General features: G+C 52.5%; 16 protein-coding genes. 15 read left to right on the forward strand and 1 reads right to left on the reverse strand.

Annotation, left to right across the window (positions count from 1 at the left end; all coding sequences use genetic code 11):
- The first annotated feature begins 116 nt into the window (after positions 1–116).
- Positions 117–548, forward strand: coding sequence for a PRC-barrel domain-containing protein (locus tag D4L85_RS23040; RefSeq protein ID WP_119756520.1), 432 nt, complete (start codon positions 117–119; stop codon positions 546–548).
- Between the two features lie 84 nt (positions 549–632).
- Here the strand turns inward: D4L85_RS23040 and D4L85_RS23045 are convergent, their stop codons facing one another.
- Positions 633–1,937 (reverse strand): hypothetical protein, encoded by a 1,305-nt coding sequence (locus D4L85_RS23045; RefSeq protein WP_119756521.1) that lies wholly within the window; start codon positions 1,935–1,937, stop codon positions 633–635.
- 243 nt (positions 1,938–2,180) lie between these two features.
- On the opposite strand from D4L85_RS23045, the gene D4L85_RS23050 reads away from it, so the two are divergent.
- The 14 genes from D4L85_RS23050 (at position 2,181) to D4L85_RS23115 (ending at position 19,113) form a co-directional block, all read left to right on the forward strand.
- The gene (locus D4L85_RS23050; protein WP_119756522.1) at positions 2,181–2,921 is read left to right on the forward strand and encodes an electron transfer flavoprotein subunit beta/FixA family protein; all 741 of its coding nucleotides are present in this window, start codon (positions 2,181–2,183) and stop codon (positions 2,919–2,921) included.
- A 48-nt stretch (positions 2,922–2,969) separates the two neighbouring features.
- Complete coding sequence (locus tag D4L85_RS23055) at positions 2,970–3,923, forward strand: electron transfer flavoprotein subunit alpha/FixB family protein (protein ID WP_119756523.1); 954 nt, start codon at positions 2,970–2,972, stop codon at positions 3,921–3,923.
- On the forward strand, positions 3,924–4,523 hold the full coding sequence (locus D4L85_RS23060; protein ID WP_119756524.1) for a bifunctional nuclease family protein: 600 nt from the start codon (positions 3,924–3,926) through the stop codon (positions 4,521–4,523).
- A gap of 139 nt (positions 4,524–4,662) precedes the next feature.
- Positions 4,663–5,970, forward strand: a complete 1,308-nt coding sequence (locus tag D4L85_RS23065) for a NupC/NupG family nucleoside CNT transporter (RefSeq protein WP_119756525.1) — start codon at positions 4,663–4,665, stop codon at positions 5,968–5,970.
- A gap of 103 nt (positions 5,971–6,073) precedes the next feature.
- Entirely contained in the window at positions 6,074–6,760 is a 687-nt protein-coding gene (locus D4L85_RS23070; RefSeq protein ID WP_119756526.1) for a TrmH family RNA methyltransferase, read from the forward strand.
- A 26-nt stretch (positions 6,761–6,786) separates the two neighbouring features.
- The gene (locus tag D4L85_RS23075; protein WP_119756527.1) at positions 6,787–7,440 is read left to right on the forward strand and encodes a SanA/YdcF family protein; all 654 of its coding nucleotides are present in this window, start codon (positions 6,787–6,789) and stop codon (positions 7,438–7,440) included.
- 59 nt (positions 7,441–7,499) lie between these two features.
- Positions 7,500–10,040, forward strand: coding sequence for a DUF5686 and carboxypeptidase-like regulatory domain-containing protein (locus D4L85_RS23080; RefSeq protein WP_160143935.1), 2,541 nt, complete (start codon positions 7,500–7,502; stop codon positions 10,038–10,040).
- Between the two features lie 136 nt (positions 10,041–10,176).
- Positions 10,177–12,111 carry a threonine--tRNA ligase gene (gene thrS, locus D4L85_RS23085; RefSeq protein ID WP_119756529.1) on the forward strand — a complete coding sequence of 645 codons (1,935 nt, stop codon included), beginning with the start codon at positions 10,177–10,179 and terminating at the stop codon, positions 12,109–12,111.
- 73 nt (positions 12,112–12,184) lie between these two features.
- Positions 12,185–12,757 (forward strand): translation initiation factor IF-3, encoded by a 573-nt coding sequence (gene infC / locus D4L85_RS23090; protein WP_073141136.1) that lies wholly within the window; start codon positions 12,185–12,187, stop codon positions 12,755–12,757.
- Between the two features lie 22 nt (positions 12,758–12,779).
- Complete coding sequence (rpmI, locus tag D4L85_RS23095) at positions 12,780–12,974, forward strand: 50S ribosomal protein L35 (RefSeq protein WP_119756531.1); 195 nt, start codon at positions 12,780–12,782, stop codon at positions 12,972–12,974.
- Between the two features lie 82 nt (positions 12,975–13,056).
- On the forward strand, positions 13,057–13,401 hold the full coding sequence (gene rplT, locus D4L85_RS23100) for a 50S ribosomal protein L20 (RefSeq protein WP_073141140.1): 345 nt from the start codon (positions 13,057–13,059) through the stop codon (positions 13,399–13,401).
- A gap of 186 nt (positions 13,402–13,587) precedes the next feature.
- The gene (locus tag D4L85_RS23105; RefSeq protein WP_160143936.1) at positions 13,588–16,743 is read left to right on the forward strand and encodes an nSTAND1 domain-containing NTPase; all 3,156 of its coding nucleotides are present in this window, start codon (positions 13,588–13,590) and stop codon (positions 16,741–16,743) included.
- Positions 16,743–17,867 (forward strand): outer membrane beta-barrel protein, encoded by a 1,125-nt coding sequence (locus tag D4L85_RS23110; protein ID WP_119756533.1) that lies wholly within the window; start codon positions 16,743–16,745, stop codon positions 17,865–17,867. Before D4L85_RS23105 ends, D4L85_RS23110 begins: the two co-directional genes overlap by 1 nt.
- Positions 17,854–19,113 carry a hypothetical protein gene (locus D4L85_RS23115; RefSeq protein ID WP_119756534.1) on the forward strand — a complete coding sequence of 420 codons (1,260 nt, stop codon included), beginning with the start codon at positions 17,854–17,856 and terminating at the stop codon, positions 19,111–19,113. Before D4L85_RS23110 ends, D4L85_RS23115 begins: the two co-directional genes overlap by 14 nt.
- Positions 19,114–19,239 lie beyond the last annotated feature (126 nt).

The following is a 19,239-nucleotide window of genomic DNA, read 5'->3' on the forward strand; positions in this document are numbered from 1 at the left end:
GTTTTTCACGCCACCCTCCACCAAACAAAAGCCAACCGAGATTTAAGGAGTGGCACAATTTTTACACCCATCGCGAAAGAGTACACAAAATTTCCAACCCTTAAATTCACACGGTCATGAAAAATGAAAATTTGGACGTAGACAACCTCACTGGTCGCAACCACGAAGGCGCGCATGCCAACACGCCCGTCAGGCTGCTCACGGCATCATCGGTCATGAAAGACACCATCATTGGCCCCACAGGCGAGAAGCTGGGCTATATCAAAGACATCATGCTGAACCTTGAAGACGGCACCATCGAATACATCGTCATGGAAAGCGGCGGCTTCCTCGGTCTCGGCGGAAAATTCTTCGCCCTTCCCTTCAGGGTACTTCGCCTCGATGCAGAAGAACACGCCTTCGTGCTCGACCTCGACAAAGACATCCTGAAAGCCGCCCCGGGTTTCGACAAAGACCATTGGCCCGGCACAAACGCCCACGACTTTGACACCGCCAACACCTACTGGGGTGGTTTCATGGGCCCCAACACGGGATCCGAACCGTATTGAAATCCTATCTGCAAAAGGAAAAGCACGCGTCAAAAGGCACGTGCTTTTTTTTAATGCTCGATCCTGAAAAAAGCAGGGTTGCGCCTATTTTTTTGCCGAAAGCTGATAACAGAAACTTAACAGCGCGCGCAGGTCACTTTCGTTTTTAAAATCCACATCGTTTGCTTTCAGATAGTCCTCTATTTTATTCCTTTGAGAATAGAACGAATGGATCAGGACATCCTTCGTAGCGGGGTAGACCCTGGCGTCTTTGTCGATCAGATAATAGGCGACCTCTTTCCGGTAGACCCGGTCGCCTGGCTTCAGAACAAAGTAGGGGGTAGGCGCCGAACCGGCACGAGCCTCGGCCGACAGCTCGTCGTTGATCATCTTCAACCGGCTGTGTTCCCCCAGCGACAACGGGCCCTGCATCAATACTTCAATGTAGCCCTTTGCCGCGTCGTGGTAGTACAGAAAATCATCGATAAACAACGACCGGATTTCTTGCTGATTTTTTAGGGTAGAAGTGTCTCCCGCTTGTCCGATCGATTCCATCTCTCCGGTCAGCAAATTGTAATTGAGATGGTCCACCGACGCTGCCGTTCGCTGGCTGCGATAGGTGATGCGGCCCTCCATGAAGCTGGGAAAACGTCGCAGGCTGTCACGCCACCAGAGGCTGGCAGCCGGCTGGTGCGCTTTCCAAAGCAGGAGGCGCGTGGTGTCGGAGGGATGTGAAGCAACTTTGCCATTGCAAAAGGCCAGGAGCGTCAGCAGATCTTCTTTGCGCCTGAAATTCAGGTCGCGGGCTTTTACCAGCGTCTTGATGTCTTCTTTGTAGTTTGGAAACAATTTGTTGAGTACAGCGAGCGTGGCCTTGTGCGTGGCATTGTTAATGTCAATAAAATAAAACTCTTCGCCTTTTCGATACACGCGGGTATAATCGATGCGCACGCCTCTGAAGTCGGTGCTGGTTTTTAGAAGCGGAGGTTTTCCGATGCCCATGTCTTCACCCAGCAAGATGAAGTTGTGTTTTATGCCCAAGGCCACCGGCGTGCGGGTCACTACTTCGACATAGCCGTGTTGTGGGTCGTTGATAAAGTTCACCTCGCCGATCGTCACCATTTTGACAAGGCTATAGTCCTTCACTTGCAGCGTGTCGCCTTTTTTATTGACGAGGTACATGTGCTCGAAGTACGTGTTGTAGTTGAGCATGACTTGTTGGTCGGGGGTGAAGTTGTTGTCGAAGGTGATCTTGCCGGGAAGAAAATGGGCAAACCGGTAAACGCTGTCGCGCCATGGCATTTGGTGTACTTCTTTTCGCAGCTCAAGTTTATAAAGTTGATCCGGTTGTCCTTGCGCATGGAAAGGAAACAGCAGTAACAGCAGGGCGAAACAAAATAACGCTTTCATAACTTTTGCGAACGGCGATGATGTACATTAAATATACATAATGTAAAGCTCCTGCAAGTCCCGTCGCGCACACCGCGATGGTCGTCATCACCAACCTCAGGGACGCCGTGTTTGTGAAGCTGGAAGTATGGTCGCAAAGGGGGCATTTTGAAAAATATGGCCGTTTTGGCGTTTGGAGAGCGGTTTTTTGTATCTTGACCGCAGTTTGGAAAAGCAATTTTCAACTTATTGATTTAGAGCCAGATGAAGATTTTAGTTTGCATTACGCACGTTCCGGATACGACTTCAAAAATCAATTTTACGGACAACAATACGAAGTTTGACACCACTGGAGTTCAGTTTATAATAGGCCCTTACGATGATTATGCTTTGGCGCGCGCCATCGAATTGAAAGATGCTATTGCCGGCACCACGGTAACGGTGCTGAACGTCGGCCCTGCCGACACCGAGCCTACATTGCGCAAGGGTCTGGCCATCGGCGCCGACGACGCCATCCGCGTGAATGCCGAACCCACCGACTCATTTTTTGTGGCCAGCCAAATCGCTGCCATTGCCAAAGAAACACCCTACGATCTCATCCTCATGGGAAGAGAGTCTATCGACTATAACAGCGGCGTCGTGCACGGCATCGTGGCCGAGTTGCTGGGCATACCCTCGATCTCGCCCGTCATGAAGCTAGATCTCGAGGGAACCAAGGCCAAGCTGGCACGCGAAATCGAAGGGGGCAAGGAATACCTGGAAGTGTCGTTGCCGTTTGTGGCCGGATGCCAGGAGCCCATTGCCGAATGGAAGATCCCCAACATGCGTGGCATCATGTCGGCCCGGACCAAGCCGTTAAAAGTGGTCGAACCCAAAGCCGCCGACAGCGGCGTGAAGCTTCAGAAATTCGAATTGCCACCTCCCAAAGGATCCGTGAAAATGATCCCCGCCGATAACGTGCCGGAGTTGGTCAACCTGTTGAAGAACGAAGCCAAAGTATTGTAATCCCGATTCATCGTTTTAATTCCATAAATTTTCTAACCTAATTCTTGTATGGCGATACTCGTTTTTGTCGAGAGTGCTGAAGGAAAGATCAAAAAGACTTCCATTGAAGCGGTAGCCTATGCGCATGCCCTGGGAGGGCCCGTAACGGCCATCGCCCTCGGTGCCGTGGAAAAAGCCGAACTGGAAGCCCTGGGAAAATATGGCGCGCAAAAAGTGTTGCACGTCGCAGATGAAAGACTAAGCCAGGGCATCATCCAAGCCTATGCTACCGTGCTGGAGAAAGCGCTCCAGGACGAAGGCGCAGACATCCTGGTGCTGGCAAACTCATCGTTGGGCACACCCGTGGCGGCTCGCGTGGCCACCAAGCTTGGCGCCAGCCTGGCCTCCAATGTGGTAGAGCTCCCCAAGACCGACGGCGGTTTTGTGGTGAAACGCAGCATCTACACCGGAAAGGCATTTGCCTGGGTGGAGTTGAAAAATCAAAAGAAAGTGATCGCCCTGCGCAAGAACGCGGCCGACATAAAAGAAGTTGGAAGTCCCGTACAGGTAACGCCCTATAGCGTCACCCTGGGCGACGCCGACTTTGCCACAAAGATCACCTCCTCCGAAAAGGCCACCGGCGAAGTATTGCTCCCGGAAGCTAACATCGTGGTGTCGGGTGGTCGCGGCATGAAGGGCCCCGAGCACTGGGGCATCCTCGAAGAATTGGCCAAAACCCTGCACGCCGCCACCGGCTGCAGCAAGCCCGTGTCCGACATGGGATGGCGGCCGCACCACGAGCACGTGGGCCAGACCGGCGTGAAAGTTGCACCCCAACTCTACATTGCCGTGGGCATTTCGGGAGCCATCCAGCATTTGGCGGGGGTAAACTCTTCGAAGTACATCGTGGTTATAAATAAAGACCCGGAAGCGCCATTTTTTAAGGCCGCCGATTATGGTATTGTTGGCGATGCTTTCGAAATAATTCCTAAATTGACTGAGGCGATCAAAGCTGCGAAGTAAGTGAAGAAAATAAAACTGGAAATACTCGGACTATCATCAAGTCAATCACAGACTGGTTCGTTTGCCTTGGTGTTGGGTGAAACCGAAGGCAGCCGCCGGCTTCCCATCATCATCGGGATGTTCGAAGCCCAGGCCATAGCCATCGAAATCGAAAAGATCATCCCGAACCGGCCGATGACACACGACCTGTTCAAAGCCTTTGCCAACAACTTTCATTTCACCGTAGATGAGATCATCATCTCCGATCTGAAGGAAGGCGTGTTCTTTGCCAAGATCGTTTGCTCGGATGGCCTCAAGAAAAGTGAAGTAGATGCCCGTCCCTCAGACGCCATTGCTATCGGCCTGCGTTTTGACTCGCCCATCTACACCTACGAAAACATCCTGGCCGAAGCCGGCATCGTGCTCACCGACGAGGTGGAAGAAGACAAGCCCGAGCCCAAAACAGAACCCAAAGCCAAGGTGAAGAAAGAAGCTGGACGCAAAGACGACTTCAAAAACTATTCCATCGAAAAGCTGAACGAGCTCCTCAAAGACGCCATCGACAAAGAGGACTACGAACGCGCCGCCAAGATCCGCGACGAGTTGAGCAAACGGAACTAAGAAAAAGAATAACATAAAGCATGAAGATCCGACCCTTCGTGCTTTTTGTGTGTATACGAATTACTAAATCTAAAACCAATTTGAAGACAATGCCTGGTCCGCCAAGGCGGAAACCAGCGTTGTGCTTTCGCTCTTCGTTATGGATTATTTACGCGCGCTGGGTGGCCTGGTATTTATTGTGGGTGTGGCCTACCTCTTCTCTACGAACCGCAAAGCAGTAGACTGGCGTCTGGTGGCTGCCGGCATCGCCCTACAGGTGGTTTTTGGTTTGCTCATTGCCAAAGTGGACGCAGTGCAGTCGGGTTTCGAATACGTCAGCGAGAAATTTATCGTGTTCCTCAGTTTTGCCCAGAAGGGCGCGGCGTTTTTGTATGGTGATCTATCCAAAAACTCGGATGCTGTGCAAGGCGTTCGCCACAATCTCGGATTCCTTTTTGCTTTTCAAACCTTGCCCACGATTATTTTCTTCTCGGCCGTAACAGCCGGGTTGTATCATCTGGGCGTCCTCCAAAAGATCGTATACGTATTTGCCTGGGTGATGACACGCACCATGCGCATGTCGGGCGCAGAGAGCCTCTCCGTTGCCGGCGACGTGTTCATGGGACAAACGGAAGCACCCCTGCTGGTAAGACCGTTCATTCCGGGCATGACGCAATCGGAATTGCACTGTCTCATGGTCGGTGGGATGGCCACCATTGCCGGGAGCGTGTTTGGAGCATACGTTTCCTTTCTCGGAGGGAGCGATCCCGCGGAGCAAACCAAATTTGCCACCTACCTGCTCACGGCCTCCATCATGAGCGCGCCGGCGTCGGTGGTCATGGCAAAGCTCTTCCTGCCGGAGACCGAACCCATCGACAAAGAATTGAAATTGACCAAAGACCACGTGGGCGTAAACCTGATCGACTCCATCGCCATCGGCGCATCGGACGGGTTGAAGCTGGCCCTGAACGTTGGCGCCATGTTGCTCGCCTTCATTGCCGTGATCTATGCCGTGAACTGGATCCTGGTGGGACTGATCGGCCACTATACCGGCCTCAACGAATTTGTCGTGACCAGCACCAACGGCACTTTCGACGGCTTCTCTTTGCAATATATTTTAGGCCAGGTCTTCCGCGTGTTCGCCTTCTGCATTGGTGTAGAGTGGCACGACACGCTGGCGGTGGGAAGCTTGCTGGGACAAAAAATGGTGATCAACGAATTTGTGGCCTACTCAGATTTGGGCGTCATGAAAACGGCAGGCGTGTTGAGCGAGAAGTCGATACTCATTTCGACGTATGCGCTGTGCGGATTCGCTAATTTCAGTTCGATAGCCATCCAGATCGGGGGAACAGGAGGGATGGCGCCCTCACGCCAGGCCGACATCTCCCGGTTGGGTCTGCGCGCCATGATCGCCGCCACCCTGGCCACCATGATGACGGCCACCATCGCGGGCGCTTTATTCAGTTGACCGGTGTGGCCGGGCGCTGCGTCTAGGCTGACCGGTATTTTCAGGAACGCAACGTTCAAACCGCTTTTATGGAATCCAGGAACAACCCCCTTACGTTTGGAGTATGCTAACCCGCGAAGAGAAACTGGTGTCGGCCCACCTGGCCCAATTCATTTCCGAGCATAAGCTGCAAGGCGTCGAAAAGGTATTGGACCAGCGTACGCGCCAAGTAACGGTGGTCCTGGAAGACATCTTTCAATCGCAAAATGCCAGCGCCGTCGTGCGCACCTGCGAGTGTATGGGCTTGCAAGCCATTCACATCGTGGAAAACATCAGCAAATACAGCGTCAATCCCAAAGTGCTGAAGGGTTCGCACAAGTGGCTGGACATCATCCACCACACCTCCAAAACAGAAGACAACACCGTGGCCTGCGTGCAGAAACTGAAAGGGGAGGGCTACAAGATCCTGGCCGCCGATCCCGACGAAGACGGCCTGTCTATCCACGAAGTCGACGCTTCGCAAAATAAGGTGGCGCTATTGTTCGGTAACGAACTGCGCGGCGTGTCCAAACAAGCTTTGGCCCTTTGCGATGCGAAGGTCCGCATACCGATGTATGGCTTCACGGAAAGCTTTAACATCTCGGTAAGCGTCGCCATTTGTCTCAATTCAATCGTTAGCAAGCTGCACCAGTCCGGCACGGCGTTTGGTCTCAGCGAGGAGGAGAAGGATGCTATACGGCTGCAGTGGTATCGGAAAATTGTACGGAAGTCGGACCTGATCGAACAGGAGTTTCTCCGCGCAATTGAGTAGCTTTGTTGGCAACGGGTCCATTTGCTATGCGCAGGCTGAAGAAAATTTTGTTGATCGTTATTGGGGTATGCCTGCTTTTCGTTATCGGCACCAACGTCTGGGTGGTGAGCAGCACAACCTCCAAAGTCTTCAGCGACCTCACCCTGCTTCCCGACCATCGCGTAGCGTTGGTGTTGGGCACGAGCCACAAGACCGTGGGAGGGGGCTCCAATCCTTTTTTTCAAAAACGCATGGAGAAAGCCGCGGAGCTCTACCGCATGGGGAAGATCGACCATTTCATTCTCAGTGGCGATAACCGGTCGCGCTACTACAACGAACCCATGGCCATGCAAAAAGCGCTTGTCAAAATGGGTGTGCCCGAATACGCCATCACCCTCGACTATGCCGGCCTCCGCACGCTGGACTCCGTCGTGCGCTGCCAAAAAATATTTGGTCAGAACAAGATCATTATCATCACGCAACCTTTTCACAGTTATCGGGCTCTATTCATCAGCCGGTACTATAACATCGACGCTGTGGCCATGGTGGCCGACGAACCTGACTTTGACTCCTCCATGAAAGTGCGGTTTCGCGAATACCTGGCCCGGCCAAAAGCTGTTTTGGACCTGTATGTGCTCAAAACAGCCCCCCGCTTTTTAGGGGAGAAAGAGCAGATTAAAGTCAGCACCGTGCGGCAGTAGAAAATTAGGATGGCTAACCATAGTTAATCCTTAGATTGAAAATCATAAATCCCCCCAGCGTGCGAAGAGACGTTGCTAACGTATTCTCAGTTCAATTTATTCTCTTTACCGTACTGATGTGCGGGCTCCCCTGGCTATCACAGGCTCAGGAAACCACCATCAGTGGCAAAGTGACCGATGCCAATTCAGGCGATCCCATACCTTTTGCCAATCTGATCTTCCCCGGAACATCGACGGGTGCTACCACCGATTTCGACGGCAACTACGAGATCCGCACCACTCACCCGGGCGACACGCTCGTCGTTTCCTACATCGGCTACACGCCGCGAAAAAAAGCCGTCGTAAAAGGAAAGAAGCAGGTCATCAATTTTCAGATCGTGGAAAATGCGCAGAGCCTCCAGGAAGTGGTGGTGCTGTCGGGCGAAAACCCGGCGTTCGCCATCCTGCGCAATGTGGTGAAGAACAAAAACAAGAACGATAAACGCAAAATGGTGGCCTATGAATACGACACCTACACCAAGATCGAAATAGACGTCGACAACCTGACCGACAAATTCAGGAAGCGAAAGGTTATCCAGAAAATCACCCAGGTGCTCGACAGCATCGACCGCATTGCCGGCGAGGATGGCAAGCCCATTTTGCCGATCCTCATCACCGAAAGCGTATCCAAAGTCTACTACCGCGACAACCCTTCGTTGCGCTATGAAAACATTCTGCGTTCAAAAGTAAACGGCGTCGGCGTGGAAGATGGAACCACCGTAACGCAGCTGATCGGCTCTTCATTCCAGGAGTACAATTTTTATCAAAACTGGGTCAACATCGTCACCAAAGATTTCGTGTCGCCCATTGCCGATGGGTGGCGGTTGTACTATGACTACGACTTGGTGGACAGTTTATATGTGGGCGACCAATTTTGTTATCGCCTCGATTTCACACCCCGCAGTCCGCAAGATCTCGCGTTCACCGGCTCGATCTGGATTACAAAAGAAGGCTATGCCTTAAAACAAATCGACGCCACCGTGGGGCGGCAGGCCAACCTTAACTTCGTCGAGAAAATAAAAATTCAACAAGAACTCGAGCGGGTTGAAGGCGGCGCGTGGTTGCCGGTAAAGAACCGCGTGCTCATCGACGTGAGTGAAGTCACCAACTTCAGCGCGGGCATGCTGGCAAAGTTCTACACCAGCAACAAGAACTTCGTCGTCAACAAACCGCATGAAGTGAATTTCTACCAGTTGCCCATCACCATGGCCGAAGATGCGCGCATGAATGAACAGGAAGTATACTGGGATTCCATTCGCCACGAGCCGCTCACGCCCACGGAGAAGAACGTCTACAAAATGATCGACACGCTGCAAACCATCCCCGTGGTGCGCACCTACACCGACCTGATCAAGATCGCCGTCAACGGCTATTACAAAGTAGGCAAAGTTGACCTTGGCCCCTACATCGCGCTCTTTGCGGTAAACAATATCGAAGGCGTTCGCATACAGCCGGGATTTCGCACCAACATCAACTTCAGCAACAAATGGGTGCTGGGTGGCCAATTGGGTTATGGCTTTCGCGATCAACGGATCAAGTACACGGCACAAGTCCAGAACATCCTGTCGCGGCAACACTGGACCACGCTCACCGTCCGGGCCCGCAGCGACCTGGGGCGTGTGGGCATCGACGGCGAAACCGCCGGCGACAACTTCTTGTTGCTGGCCTCCCAACGGTTTGGCTATTTCCGCCGCGGTTACTACACACAGGAAGGGCGGGTTGATTTTAGACGCGAGGTTTTCAAAGGCTTCACACAACGGGTGGGGTTCCGTTACTTCACCTTCCGGCCTACTTACGCCTTTGCGTATTACGACAACCCCGAAGATCTATCAGCGTCTACTGTAAGTCAGAATTTTGAATCGGCCGAAATGATCCTCGAAGCGCGCTACGCCCGCGATGAACTCTTTCTCCAATCCGACAACGACCGCATCAGCCTCGGCACCACGCGTTGGCCCATCATCACAGTGCGCTACACACGGGGGTTCAAAGGCATCCTCAACAGTGATTTTGACTACGACAAACTGCGGCTCAGCCTCTTCAAACGCATCCGCTTTGGCCCACTGGGCACGGCCTATGTCGACCTTATGGGAGAATACGTGTTCACCGACATACCGTACCCGCTACTGGGCCTGCACCTGGGGAACCAGACGCCGCTCTACAACAGCGTGACCTACAACCTCATGAACTATGGCGAGTTTGTGAGCGACCGTTATGCCGCGTTGCAATACCGTCACTACTTCGAGGGCTTGTTCCTGAATCGAATCCCTTTGCTCCGGAAACTAAAATGGCGTTTGCTCGGCACCGCCAACGTCATCTATGGCGGTCTGAGCCCGGGCAACCAAGCGTTGATCGCACCCTATACGCCGTCGGGCGAACCTACTTTGCCCGTGGGCTATTTCAACAAGGGACCCTATGTGGAACTGGGGTATGGCGTGGAAAACATCTTCCGGTTTTTGCGCATCGATTTCATTCACCGGCTCAACTACCTCGATCACCAGCAGCAGCCCAATGTTCCCGTGCGTAAGTTCGGGGTGTTCTTCAGCTTTCAATTCCAACTGTGATCGATTTTCATAACCTGGAAAAAGTCCAGTCCGTTACACCGAAATAAAATCCTGCTTTCCTCAAAAATCTGCGTAATCCAGGGTTTAATGTTGCATATTTGCACCCTGAATTAATTTTGTAGTTTAGTTCACGTCCATGAATGTAAAAATATCACTTCCCGACGGAAGCGTCCGCGAATATCCCCAGGGCGTTAAGGGTTCCGAAATTGCGTCCAGCATCAGTGAAGGACTGGCGCGTGTCTCATTAGCCATCGAAGTAAACGGAGAGGTATGGGATCTGTCCCGCCCGATCACCACGGATGCCTCCATCAAAATACTGACCTGGAACGACAAACCCGGCAAGACCACTTTCTGGCACTCGTCGGCCCACTTGCTGGCCGAGGCTCTGGAAGCATTGTATCCGGGGGTGAAGTTCGGCACTGGCCCGGCCATCGAGAACGGCTTTTATTATGACGTCGACCTCAATGGCAAGCCTTTCGGCGACGATGATCTGGCCGCTGTGGAGGCCAAAATGAAAGAGCTCGCCAAACGCGACAGCCAATACGTCCGCAAGGAAGTGACCAAGGCCGACGCGCTTAAATACTTTACCGAGAAAGGCGATCCCTACAAAATCGAGATCATCAACGGTCTGGAAGATGGCAAGATCACCTTCTATCAGCAAGGCGATTTCACCGATCTCTGCATCGGTCCGCATATTCCCAACACCGGCTTCATCAAAGCCGTGAAGCTGCTGAACGTGGCAGGAGCCTACTGGCGCAACAACGAAAACAACAAGATGCTTACCCGCATCTATGGCATTACATTCCCCAAGGCTAAAGAGCTCGAGGAATACCTGCACCTGATCGAGGAAGCCAAGAAACGCGACCACCGGAAGCTGGGCAAGGAATTGGAACTGTTTGCCTTCTCCGAAAGAGTGGGTATGGGCCTGCCGTTGTGGTTGCCCAAAGGCACGATCCTGCGCGAGCGCCTGGAGCAATTCATGCGCAAAGCCCAGATCAAAGCCGGCTACGACCCCGTGGTGACGCCGCATATCGGGAGCAAGGCCCTGTATGTCACTTCCGGTCACTATGAGAAATACGGCAAAGACTCCTTCCAACCCATCCACACCCCGGATGAAGGCGAGGAGTTCCTGCTGAAACCCATGAACTGTCCGCACCACTGCGAGATCTATAGAACCAAGCCGCGCTCATACCGCGACCTGCCGGTCCGCCTGGCCGAGTTCGGCACGGTGTATCGCTACGAACAAAGCGGCGAGCTCCACGGCCTCACCCGCGTGCGAGGCTTCACCCAGGACGACGCGCACATTTTCTGCCGTCCCGACCAGGTGAAGGAAGAATTTGTCAAGGTAATCGACCTGGTGTTGCATGTGTTCAAATCCCTTGGATTCGAGAACTATACCGCCCAGGTGTCGTTGCGCGACCCCGAGAATAAGGCAAAATACATCGGCGAAGACAGCGCCTGGGAGCGTGCTGAACGCGAAATCCAGGAGGCAGCAGATGAAAGAGGCCTGAGCACCGTCGCCGTAAAGGGCGAAGCGGCTTTCTATGGCCCCAAGCTGGACTTTATGGTGAAAGATGCCCTGGGCCGTCAATGGCAGCTGGGAACCATCCAGGTGGACTATCAGTTACCCCAACGCTTCGAGTTGGAGTATGTGGGCTCGGATAACCAGAAACACACCCCGGTGATGATCCACCGCGCCCCTTTTGGGTCGCTGGAGCGGTTTGTCGCCGTGTTGATCGAGCACTGCGCCGGTAATTTCCCGCTGTGGCTGGCGCCCGACCAGATCGCCGTATTGCCCATTTCCGAGCGTTTCAACGACTATGCCAAGTTGGTCTACGAGAAGCTTAAAGAGCAGGATATCAGGGGCTTACTGGACGACCGCGACGAAAAGATCGGCCGCAAGATCCGCGATGCGGAAACCAAGAAGATCCCGTTCATGCTCATTGTGGGCGAGAAAGAGGCCGCCGATCAGACGGTAGCAGTGCGCAAGCACGGACAAGGCGACCAAGGTAGCGTTCCACTGGAAGAATTCGTAAATCGCTTCAGAATTGAGTGTTCTGCCCCGATTTGATTTTGTGAAAAGCAAAAATTATAACGATATTTGCACCCTGTTTTTTGAAACTTAAATTTTTAATAGTATCGCAATCTTTAATAACAACAGACCCGGTTTTAACAAACCGTTCAGAAGAGGGCCCCAGCGACCGGAAGAGCCTTATCGGATCAACGAAAGGATAACCGCACAACGCGTGAGGGTGGTAGGAGAGGATATCAAAGTAGACGTTTATCCAATCCAGCAGGCCATTAAATTGGCACAGGACCAGGGGTTGGACCTTGTGGAGATCTCTCCCAATGCCGATCCCCCGGTGTGTAAGATCGTAGACTATTCGAAGTTTAAGTACGAACAGAAAAAGAAACAGAAGGAGATCAAGGCGAAAGCCCTGAAGGTGGTGTTGAAGGAAATCCGCTTTGGCCCGAACACGGACGAGCACGATTTCAACTTCAAGCTCAAGCACGCCGAAAACTTCCTCAAGGAAGGCGCCAAGGTGAAAGCCACGGTATTCTTCCCCGGCCGTTCGATCGTGTACAAGGAAAGGGGCGAGATCCTCTTGCTGAAGTTCGCGCAAGGACTGGAAGAGTTTGGCAAGGTAGAGCAACTGCCCAAGCTGGAAGGCAAGCGGATGGGGATGATCATCATGCCCAAAGCCGGTAAAAAGTAGTGTTTTCTAATTTTTATATATAATGCCTAAGTTAAAAACAAAATCAGGCGCCAAGAAACGGTTTAAAGTTACTGGCACTGGTAAAATTAAGCGTAAGCACGCTTTCAAAAATCATATCCTGACCAAGAAGGAGACCAAGCAGAAGCGCAGACTTTCTGCCAAAGGCCTGGTTGCCAAGTCAGATATGAACAATGTGAAAGCCATGCTCGTGCTTTAGTGGTTAAATGTTAAACCCGATTGCTGGCGCCTAAGAGTCCTGAACAAATGAAGGAACGCCATCCGTCAAAAAATGCAATGAAATGCCAAGATCAGTCAACAATGTAGCTTCACGAGCAAAACGCAAACGCATCCTGAAGCTGGCCAAAGGTTTCTTCGGCCGAAAGAAAAATGTATGGACAGTTGCCAAAAACGCTGTCGAAAAAGGTTTAGTCTACGCGTATCGCGATAGAAAACAAAAGAAGAGAGAGTTCCGCGGTATCTGGATCGCCCGTATCAACGCCGGCGCCCGTGTTCACGGATTGTCTTACTCTGCACTTATGGGTAAACTCAACAAGGCAGGCATCGGTCTCAACCGCAAGGTGATTGCCGACCTGGCTATGAACCATCCAGCTGCTTTTGAAGCACTGGTAAATAAGGTAAAGTAATTTAAAAACCTTACGGATAGGTAGTAAAGGGGCTTCGGGCCCCTTTTCTTTTTAACTATTTTCGCCTAAATTCGGCCTTAGCATAGTTCAGCTTAGAGACAGGAGCTATTTTTTTAAACTTAAACCTGAAGTGCGCAGTATAACTTTTCCATCTCGGTTATCTATTCTGGCTTCTCCGGTGTGCCCATGCTGAACGAGCCATTACATAGCGACTCTGGATATTCAAAGGACGTCACCATTAACGTCCAGGCAGGAGGCGAAAACCCGTTTCCCGGCCTTCGCGCATTTTCCATCGATGATTCTCACCTCTTCTTCGGCCGCGACGGCCAGATAGACGATATCCTGCTCAAGATTGCCCGCAACCGCTTTGTCACCGTCATGGGTTACTCCGGTAGCGGTAAGTCTTCGCTCATGGCCTGCGGGCTTGTGCCCGTGCTCTATGGCGGTTTTGTGACCGAGTCAGGGTCGTTCTGGAACGTGATCACCACCCGCCCGGGCCCGTCGCCGATCAACAGCCTCACCGACTCCATCGTGGAATTTTTGGTGAAGAGCAAGCGGCTGGACGCCAATGACGCACAGATCCAAAAAGCGATCTTCAACTCCATTCTGCGCAGCGGCGCCGACGGCCTCATTGAAATCGCCCGCCACGTGCAGCGGTCGGGTGAAGAAAATGTATTCTTCCTGGTCGACCAATTCGAAGAGATCTTTCGCTACCGCGAAATGAACAACAGCGAGGAGGGCTTGAACGAGGCCCAACTGTATGTGAACCTCATCCTGACCGCCATCCAGCAAAATGAAGTGCCGCTGTACATCGCGCTCTCCATGCGCTCGGATTTCATCGGCGAATGCTCCGTGTTCTCGGGATTGACCCAACAGATCAACAGCAGCAACTACCTGGTGCCCCAACTGACGCGCGAACAAAAGCGCTCCATCATCGAGGGGCCCGTCACGGTGGCCGGTGGTGCCATCTCCAACCGCCTGGTGAAGCGCCTGCTCAACGATGTGGGGAACAACCAGGACCAACTCCCCATCCTGCAGCACGCCCTCATGCGCACGTGGGACTATTGGATCTCCAACCACGAACCCGGCGAGCCCATCGACATCCGGCATTACAACGCCGTGGGTAAAGTGAGCCAGGCTCTGGCCCAACACGCCAACGAAGCTTACGACGAACTTTCCACGAGAGACAAGCAGATCGCTGAAGTCCTCTTTAAAAATATCACCGAAAAGAACCAGAACAACCTCGGCAAGCGCAGAGCCTGCCGGCTTGGGCTGGTCGCTGAATTGGCCGAAGCCAGCGAGGAGGAAGTGATCAACATCGTCGATCATTTCCGCCGGGCAGGACGCTCTTTCCTCATGCCTGCAGCCAACATCCCGCTGAACACCGACTCCATGATCGAGCTTTCGCACGAAAGCCTCATGCGCATCTGGAACCGCCTGGCCGGTTGGGTGGACGACGAATTTGAATCCGCGTCGATGTATAAGCGTTTGTCGGAAGCGGCCGCGATGTACCAGATCGGTAAGACCGGTTTGTGGCGTCCGCCCGATTTGCAACTGGCGCTCAACTGGCAAAAGAAACAAAACCCCACACGCGAATGGGGCCAACGCTACGACGAAGCCTTCGAACGGGCCATCGTGTTCCTCGACACCAGCCGCATCACGTACGAGGCCGAATTGAAGAACCAGGAAATGATGCAACGCCGCGTGTTGAGAAGAACACGCGCTACGGCTATTATCCTGGGGATCGCTTTTATTGTGGCCATCATCTTCTTTGTGTTTGCGTATCTCCAGAAACTGCAGGCCGATGCCGATAAGCTTCGCGCCGACAAGAACCGGGAGGAGGCCGTCACGCAGTCGAAGATCGCCCAGGAAAACCAACGCAAGGCGGAAGAGCAGGCAGAGATCGTACAGAAACAAAAAGAAGAGCTCCAAAAAGCTTTTGATCAGATCACCGAAACCACCGAGCAGTTGCAGGTTGCCTTGAACACCGCGCGCGAGGCCCGCAACGAAGCCTTGAGCAACCTGGTGGAGGCTAACATTCAACGCGACTCTGCGCGCGTGGAACGAAACCGCGCCCAAACGGAATTTGTCCGTGCAGAAGAAAACTACAAAGAAGCCAACCGCTTGTTCATGCTCACCAAAGCCCAGGAATTGGCGTCTAAAGCAGCCGTTGAAGACGACGACAATGATCTGAGCGGCTTGATGGCCATGCAAGGATTTTTATTCCACCGTCGCTATGAAGGCAAAAAGTATGAGCCTTACATCTACACCGGCTTGTACAGTGCCCTCACCAAGATCAATGGGTTGACGTATAACGCCATGAAGATCCAGGGGCCGCCGCGCGTGCACATGAAGTCGCTCGTGATGACGGGTAAGAGCAACGAGTTCTATGCCGCCGGGGCAGACGGCCGGATCTACAAAGGTGATTTCGACAAACTCACAAACGCCGCCACGGCCTACGCCAATCCTTACCCTTCGAAAGTAATTGCCCTGAGCAAAGACGAAACCTACCTGGTGAACGGCAGCGACTCGGCTTTTGTGCAGATCTACAATTTGAAAAACGGCAACAGCCGGCCGATGGTGGTAAAAGGCCTGAGCGGTGCGAGCAACAGTATTGAATTCCTCCCCGACAATTCTGCCTTCATCGTCTCCAGTGCCGGCAACACCTTGTCGCAGGTCGACCCTAAAACGGGCAGTGTACAGGTATTGGCAAGGTTGCCTTACGAACTAAAGTCCATCAACATCAGCGGCGACGGCAAGCAATTGGCGGGCGTGTCGTGGTCCGGGCAGGTCATCCTGTTCAACCTCGCCGACAAAACCACCACACTCATTGCCGACGACAATCCAAACCGCGTGCTCACCGTGAAGTTCAGCCCCAGCGGCCGCTACCTGGCCTATGGTGTTGATGATGTGGTGAACAAGCGCGGCCTGGTAAAGATATACGACTTCAAGACCAAAGAGACCCGGCAATTCACCGGTCACCGCGCCGGTGTGAACGATGTGGCCTTCAGTCCGGATGAAAAACTGCTGGCGAGCGCCGGGTTGGATAAACGCCTGCAGCTCTATGTGCTGGACTACCCCGAAGACCTGCCGGTAGTGATGGGAAACAACAATGGATTTATCTGGGATATTGAATTTGCAAAAGGATCGGATTATCTTATCGCTGCATGTAGTGAGTCCGAGATCCGCGTGTGGCCAACAGACCCCTCGTTGCTGGCCGAGCAGATCTGTCCCAAGTTGACGCGCAACATGACACAAGACGAGTGGAAGAAGTATGTAGGTAATGTGGATGAGATCCCCTATGAAAATACCTGCGTGCGATTATTAATCAAGGAGTATTGATGGTTGGCAAAAAAATTATAGGCTGTTTTCTGGTTCTTCTCACATTCTCCACGGCGCCGCTCTTTGCGCAGGACGAATGCGAGTTGACGCTGGCGCGTGCCCAGGAAGAATTCAACGAAGGCCACCTCTATGGTATTCCCGGCCTCTTGAGTGATTGCCTTGAGAAAAATCAAAACACCGAATGGCGCCAGCGCGCCTATCTGCTCTTAGCAGAGACCTATTTGCTGCTGGAAGATCCGCTGGGCGCCGAACAAAGCTACCTCAACGTGCTGCGGGCCAACCCCGAATTTCTTCCCGATCAAAGCCGTGATCCCATCGACCTGGTTTACCTCAGCCGGAAATTTACAGCCAGCCCCATCTTTTCGTTCTGGGCATCGGCAGGCCCCAACGTATCGCCCGTACGCATCATACACGACGTGAACATCGGGGGTGAATCCGGGATAAAACAAAAGTATAGCCTAAAGGTAGGGTACCATGCGGACGCCGGGTTTGACTATCACTATGACGAACACATCAGCGCCTCGCTGGGCGTGAGTTTTTCTTCTACGGTTTTTAAGCATACGACGAACAATCTGTTCGGACAAAACAAGGACATCGTGGAAATGACGGATCGCCAGAGCTGGATCTCGATCCCGGTCTCCGTAAAGTATAGCGACAACGTGGGGCGCATCCGTCCCTATGGCTATCTTGGATTTACCTTCCGCACGCTGCTGACCGACAACGCCAACATCAAGATCTTTAACCGCGACACGAAAGACCTGACAGGGGGAACCGAAGAAATTGCTTCCAGCGACAAACAAAGCCCAACGCTCAACTTTAAAGACAAACGCCAAACCTTCAACCAGGCCGCGTTTGTCGGCGGCGGTATAAAATATAAATACAAACTCGACTACTTCTTTGTCGATGTGCGATACGCTTTTGGCTTGAAGAACATGGTGAATGCGGACCGGCGTTATGACGACATTACCTACCGGTGGACCTATGTGGACGATGACTTTCGCTTGGACAATCTGTCGATCTCCATAGGCTATATACATCCCTTTTACAAGGCCCGGAAGCTGAAGCATGCACGAACCAAATCGGTGCTGCGTAAAATTAAAAAAGACGACAATGCGGATAAGTAAACTAACCATCATCGCGCTTGTGGTCATGTTGCTGGGGTGTGACACCGGCAACAGGGTGGATCCTTTTTTTGAAGACTATTTTATCAAATACTACGGCGAAGACGGCAACCAGGAAGGCGCAGACATTTACGTGAACGACGACGATTCGATGATCCTGTTGGGAAATTCTTCATCACTGACGGAGAAGAGCAAACCCTTCATCGTAAAAACAGACCCCCAGGGGAATATTTTGTGGCAGCGTCAAATGGGCGAGCGCGATGAGGTGGCGGTAGATGTGGAGTTGATCACGCAAGGAACGCACCAGGGCAAGTTAGTGGTGATCTCCAATGTGGAGACCAGCACATCCTCCCGGATACGGGTGACTATTATTGACCAAACCGGCCACGGTGTTGACAGCGTGGTGGTGAACAGTGCCGTATGGCAAAAGGCAAAGGCCGTGACCATTGCCTCTAATGATGACTTTTTGATCACGGGCTCCATCGCGCCCGATCCGAATAAAAACGCAAAACTGCCAAACCCGGCGGATGATACGGCGGACGTTCTCTGCATGCATGTAAGCCAGGCGTTGCAAACGGACCCAACGACCTGGGCCTGGCTGGGAGGCCAATACAAAGGCTCGGGCGATAAAGTGTTTGAGGTCATGTCAGGGAACACCTTGAATTATGCCATCTTTGGGTGGTCTGATTACCCTGATGCTTCTGCGGTTTACGAAAATAAGTTCGAAGTATCAGTGGTAGAGGAGGGGGGCGACCCCGCAAGTTTCGGGTCTAAGAGCAACGGCATAAAGGGAGAAGAACAAATCTGTTCGCAGGTGATCCGCGTGCCCGCCGCACAGGAAGACGGGTTCTTCATGGTGGGCACAAGCACCAGCGGTTCCAACAGCAACATTTACATCACCAAGTTCAGCAAGGATCTGACCGCCGCCAAAAAACTCGATCAGAAGCTACTGTATGGTCAAAAATTGGAAGGCGTCGCCGCAGCGGCCGCCGTGCAGGACGAAGGCTATTTTGTGCTGGCCAACGAGATCCAGGACAACAACAACAGCAACATCTTCCTGGTCCATATCCGCTTTGACGGGTCGGAAGTGTGGAATTCCACCTTTGGCACCGACGATGGAGACGACAAGGCCGGGGCGGTAGCCGCATTGAAAGATGGCCGGGTTGCGGTTTTGGGAACCATGGACCTGGAAACCCAGAAGAAAATGGCCTTGATCATTGTCACCCCGAAGGGCGGCTTTTCGAATTAATGGAAGTAGAAGTATATTAAGTGGTTACATTTTTTGATTTAAAAAAATTAAGTCATATCCTTTATCCAGACCTAAATGGTTAGACTTTACAAGTCAGGGCTTCGTTTTCTAACAGTAATAGGGATA

The organism is Chryseolinea soli, from assembly GCF_003589925.1.
GTDB classification, from domain to species: Bacteria; Bacteroidota; Bacteroidia; order Cytophagales; family Cyclobacteriaceae; genus Chryseolinea; species Chryseolinea soli.

What these genes read in the sequence shown, in the direction of transcription:
- D4L85_RS23070 (WP_119756526.1), top strand. Translation starts at nt 6,074, where the DNA reads ATGCTAACCCGCGAAGAGAAACTGGTGTCGGCCCACCTGGCCCAATTC.
- D4L85_RS23115 (WP_119756534.1), top strand. Translation starts at nt 17,854, where the DNA reads ATGCGGATAAGTAAACTAACCATCATCGCGCTTGTGGTCATGTTGCTG.
- D4L85_RS23105 (WP_160143936.1), top strand. Translation starts at nt 13,588, where the DNA reads ATGCTGAACGAGCCATTACATAGCGACTCTGGATATTCAAAGGACGTC.
- thrS (WP_119756529.1), top strand. Translation starts at nt 10,177, where the DNA reads ATGAATGTAAAAATATCACTTCCCGACGGAAGCGTCCGCGAATATCCC.
- D4L85_RS23055 (WP_119756523.1), top strand. Translation starts at nt 2,970, where the DNA reads ATGGCGATACTCGTTTTTGTCGAGAGTGCTGAAGGAAAGATCAAAAAG.
- D4L85_RS23075 (WP_119756527.1), top strand. Translation starts at nt 6,787, where the DNA reads ATGCGCAGGCTGAAGAAAATTTTGTTGATCGTTATTGGGGTATGCCTG.
- D4L85_RS23050 (WP_119756522.1), top strand. Translation starts at nt 2,181, where the DNA reads ATGAAGATTTTAGTTTGCATTACGCACGTTCCGGATACGACTTCAAAA.
- D4L85_RS23045 (WP_119756521.1), bottom strand. Translation starts at nt 1,937, where the DNA reads ATGAAAGCGTTATTTTGTTTCGCCCTGCTGTTACTGCTGTTTCCTTTC.
- D4L85_RS23065 (WP_119756525.1), top strand. Translation starts at nt 4,663, where the DNA reads ATGGATTATTTACGCGCGCTGGGTGGCCTGGTATTTATTGTGGGTGTG.
- rpmI (WP_119756531.1), top strand. Translation starts at nt 12,780, where the DNA reads ATGCCTAAGTTAAAAACAAAATCAGGCGCCAAGAAACGGTTTAAAGTT.
- D4L85_RS23110 (WP_119756533.1), top strand. Translation starts at nt 16,743, where the DNA reads ATGGTTGGCAAAAAAATTATAGGCTGTTTTCTGGTTCTTCTCACATTC.
- D4L85_RS23040 (WP_119756520.1), top strand. Translation starts at nt 117, where the DNA reads ATGAAAAATGAAAATTTGGACGTAGACAACCTCACTGGTCGCAACCAC.
- rplT (WP_073141140.1), top strand. Translation starts at nt 13,057, where the DNA reads ATGCCAAGATCAGTCAACAATGTAGCTTCACGAGCAAAACGCAAACGC.